Raw genomic sequence first — 4,137 nt, 5'->3', positions numbered from 1 at the left:
CGAAGGTGGTCATGGTTGTTCCTCCAGATACAGCGGGAATATCCCGGAAAGCCCGGGGGCAGGCCTTGCTGCCATGAAACGTGTCTATGTGTGACAACGCGCCGAGGGCGGACCTCTCTTCCCGGCTCGCGCCGGGAAGAGCTGAGATCCGCCCTCGGGATGTTTCGAACTGCCGATTCAGCCGAAGCTGGGATCAGGCGGCCGGAACGATGTTGACGACCTTGCGGCCACGGTGCGTGCCGAACTCGACCGAACCGGCCTGCAGCGCGAACAGCGTGTCGTCGCCACCACGACCGACACCCGAACCCGGGTGGAAGTGGGTGCCGCGCTGGCGGACGAGGATCTCACCAGCGGAAACGACCTGACCGCCGAAGCGCTTCACGCCGAGCCGCTGAGCGTTGGAATCGCGCCCGTTCCGGGTGGACGATGCGCCCTTCTTGTGTGCCATGTCTCAGTCCCTCTTACTTCGCAGCCGCGGGGATACCGGTGACCTTGATCGCCGTGTACTGCTGGCGGTGACCCTGGCGACGGCGGTAGCCGGTCTTGTTCTTGTACCGAAGGATGTCGATCTTGACGCCCTTGTGGTGGTCCACGATCTCAGCCGTGACCTTGACGCCGGCCAGGACCCACGGGTCGCTGGTCACAGCTTCGCCGTCGACAACGAGCAGGGTCGAGAGCTCGACCGTGTCGCCAACCTTGGCGGTGGGAATCTTGTCAACTTCAACGATGTCGCCGACAGCAACCTTGTGCTGGCGACCACCGCTGCGCACGATGGCGTACACGCGGATCTCTCTCTCACTCGAGTTCGGGAACCCCTGAAGCCAGCCGGCCACCGCGGGAACCCGCAGACCGGCCTCCCCCGCGCCGCGAGGCGGTACGGGAGGTGAGGTGCTCAGTGGATGGCGTATGCATAGACACGCCAGCGACCTAGGTTACGGGCCTCGGTCGGAGGGGTCAAACTGGCGGTCGCGCCCCTGGCACGAGGTTCCGTTTGCCGGACGGCACCCGTGTCGGCGAGGCGCTCCGGGACGCAAGACTTCCCCGTGACGGGCCGTCTCCACGGGCTCCGGCCGCCCGCGGCGCCCCGTCCCCCGGCGTCACGGAAGAAGCCCCGCCCGGCACCGCGTGCGGTGCCGGGCGGGGCTTCTTGGAGCGCGATCCGCGGATCAGGCCTCGGTCGGAGCCGAGACGGAGGGCGGCGTCTGCTGCTCCGCCGCCGCGGTCTTCTTCGTCGCCCGCTTCGCCACGGTCTTCTTCGCGGCCGTCTTGGCCGTCGCCGCCTTCTTGGCGACGGTCTTCTTGGCGGCCGCCGCCTTCTTGGCCGGGGCCTTCTTCGCCGTGGTCGTGGCCGTCTTCTTGGCGGCCGTCTTACGGACCGCCTTCTTGGCGGGAGCCGCGGGGGCCTCCTCCTCGACGACGGGCTCGGGCTCGGCGGCCGTCGCCGGGGCCGGGGTCTCCACCGGCGTCTCGACGATCACCACGGCCGACTCCGCGCCCACCGGGGAACCGGCGGGTGCGGTGGCCTTGCGGGTGGCACGGCGCCGCGGACGGGCCGGCGCGGCCTCGGCCACGGGCTCGGCGACGGGCTCGGCCACCGCCGGGGTCTCCACCACGACGGGCGCGGGCTCGGGCTCCGGCGCGGCCGGGGTGACCGGCTCCGGGGCCTGGGCGGCCTCCGCGGGGGCGCCCGCCGAAGCGGTCGCCTTGCGGGTGGCACGGCGGCGGGTGCGGCCCTTGGGGGCCTCCTCCGCGACCGGCTCGGCCACGGCTGCCGGGGTCTCCACGACCTCGGCCACCTCGACCACCTCGGCGGCCCGGGCGACGTCCTCGGGCTCGACGACCTCGACGACCTCGATCTCGGCCTCCGTCACCGGCTCGGCCACGGGGGCCGGAGCAGCGGCGGCCGCACCGCGCGGGGCGCCCGCCGGAGCGGTCGCCTTGCGGGTGGCGCGACGGCGGTTGCGGCGGCCGCTCACACCGGCTGCGGCCGCGGCCGCGGCCGGGCTGCGGTACAGCTCCACGTCGGCGACGAAGGAGGGCTCGGGCAGCGCGACGGGGACGGCGGCCTCGGCAGCCACCTCCGCCTCGGTCTCGACCTCGTAGAGGTCGCTCTCGACGGACTCCGAGACCTCGATGTCGTGCTCGTGCTCACCGCCGCGGCCACCGCGGCGCTTGGCGCGCTTGCCACCGCCACCGCCACCGATCGCGGTCGGGATCTCCATGTGCACGATCACGCCGCGGCCGTTGCAGTGGACGCAGGTCTCGGAGAAGGACTCCAGCAGACCCTGGCCCACCCGCTTGCGGGTCATCTGGACCAGGCCCAGCGAGGTCACCTCGGCGACCTGGTGCTTGGTCCGGTCGCGGCCCAGGCACTCCAGCATGCGCCGCAGGACCAGGTCGCGGTTGGACTCCAGGACCATGTCGATGAAGTCGATGACGACGATGCCGCCGAGGTCGCGCAGCCGCAGCTGGCGCACGATCTCCTCGGCCGCCTCCAGGTTGTTCCTGGTGACGGTCTCCTCGAGGTTGCCGCCCTGACCGGTGAACTTGCCGGTGTTGACGTCGATGACGATCATCGCCTCGGTCTTGTCGATCACAAGCGAGCCGCCCGAGGGCAGCCACACCTTGCGGTCGAGCGCCTTGGAGAGCTGCTCGTCGATCCGGTACGTCGCGAAGACGTCCACCTCGGAGGTCCAGCGGGACAGCCGGTCGGCCAGGTCCGGGGCCACGTGGGACACGTACCCGTGGATGGTCTCCCACGCCTGGTCACCGCTGACGATGACCTTCGAGAAGTCCTCGTTGAAGATGTCGCGCACCACGCGGACGGTCATGTCCGGCTCGCCGTACAGCAGGCTCGGCGAAGAGGTCGTGATCTGGTTCGACTTCTTCTGGATGTCCTCCCACTGGGCCTGCAGACGCTCGACGTCGCGGCGCAGCTCGTCCTCGCTCGCACCCTCGGCGGCGGTGCGCACGATGACGCCCGCGTCCTCGGGGACGATCTTCTTGAGGATGGTCTTCAGACGCGCGCGCTCGGTGTCGGGCAGCTTGCGGCTGATACCGGTCATCGAGCCCTCGGGCACGTAGACGAGGTAGCGGCCGGGCAGCGAGACCTGGCTGGTCAGACGGGCACCCTTGTGGCCGATCGGGTCCTTGGTGACCTGCACCAGGACCGACTGGCCGGACTTGAGGGCGGCCTCGATGCGGCGCGGCCCGTGGGCCATGCCGAGCGCCTCGAAGTTGACCTCACCGGCGTACAGGACGGCGTTGCGGCCCTTGCCGATGTCGATGAAGGCGGCCTCCATCGACGGCAGCACGTTCTGGACCTTGCCCAGGTAGACGTTGCCGACGTACGAGGTGGCTTCTTCCTTGTTGACGTAGTGCTCGACGAGCACGTCGTCCTCGAGGACGCCGATCTGGGTGCGCTCGCCCGACTGGCGGACGACCATCACGCGCTCGACGGCCTCACGGCGGGCCAGGAACTCGGCCTCGGTGATGATCGGGACGCGGCGGCGGCCCTGCTCGCGGCCCTCGCGGCGGCGCTGCTTCTTCGCTTCCAGACGCGTCGAGCCCTTGATGGACTGGACCTCGTCGGAGGAGGTGGAGCCGGAGGCGGGGGAGGCCTCGGAACGCTCGCGGGCCGGGCGCGGCTCGCGGACCTTCACGACGGTGCGCACGCCGTCCTCGTCGCCCGCGTCGGCGTCCGTACCGCCGTCACCGCTGCGGCGCCGACGGCGACGGCGGCGACGGCTGGAGCTGGAGCCGAGGGCCCCGTTGTCCTCGTCGTCCTCTTCGGCGGAGTCGTCCTCCTCGCCGGCCTCCTCGGCCTCGGCCTCTTCCTCGGCGGACTCGTCGAGGTCGGCGGCCTCACCGCGGCGGCGACGGCGGCCACCGCGGCGGCGACGGCGGGACGGGCGGTCGCCCGACTCGTCGAAGTCCTCCTCGGCGGACCCGTCGAGCTCGGCGGCCTCGGCCTCGTCCTCGATGAGTTCCACGTCGGCCAGCGAGACCGGAGCGGACGGCGCGGCGGCCGGAGCCGGGGCGGTGTCGGTGGTGAAGGAGGCGACCAGGTCGGGGGCCTTGGCACCGCCCGCGCGCAGCGCCTGGTTGACCTTGGCGTCCGTCATGTCGCCCGTGAGG

3 protein-coding genes are annotated in these 4,137 nt (G+C 71.4%); all 3 read right to left on the bottom strand.

Features of this window, described 5'->3' with window-relative positions; translation table 11 throughout:
* Positions 1 to 193 precede the first annotated feature (193 nt).
* A complete protein-coding gene (gene rpmA / locus ABZY44_RS37320; protein ID WP_030013081.1) occupies positions 194 to 448 on the bottom strand; it encodes a 50S ribosomal protein L27 in 255 nt (84 codons plus the stop codon).
* A gap of 13 nt (positions 449 to 461) precedes the next feature.
* Positions 462 to 782 carry a 50S ribosomal protein L21 gene (gene rplU / locus ABZY44_RS37315; protein WP_112446572.1) on the bottom strand — a complete coding sequence of 107 codons (321 nt, stop codon included), beginning with the start codon at positions 780 to 782 and terminating at the stop codon, positions 462 to 464.
* A 384-nt stretch (positions 783 to 1,166) separates the two neighbouring features.
* A partial coding sequence (locus ABZY44_RS37310) for an Rne/Rng family ribonuclease (RefSeq protein WP_356661945.1) occupies positions 1,167 to 4,137 on the bottom strand: 2,971 nt, incomplete at its 5' end.

The sequence above is a fragment of the Streptomyces sp. NPDC006544 genome (assembly GCF_040611715.1).
Taxonomy (GTDB): domain Bacteria; phylum Actinomycetota; class Actinomycetes; order Streptomycetales; family Streptomycetaceae; genus Streptomyces.
This window is presented reverse-complemented; position numbering and strand designations above follow the sequence as displayed.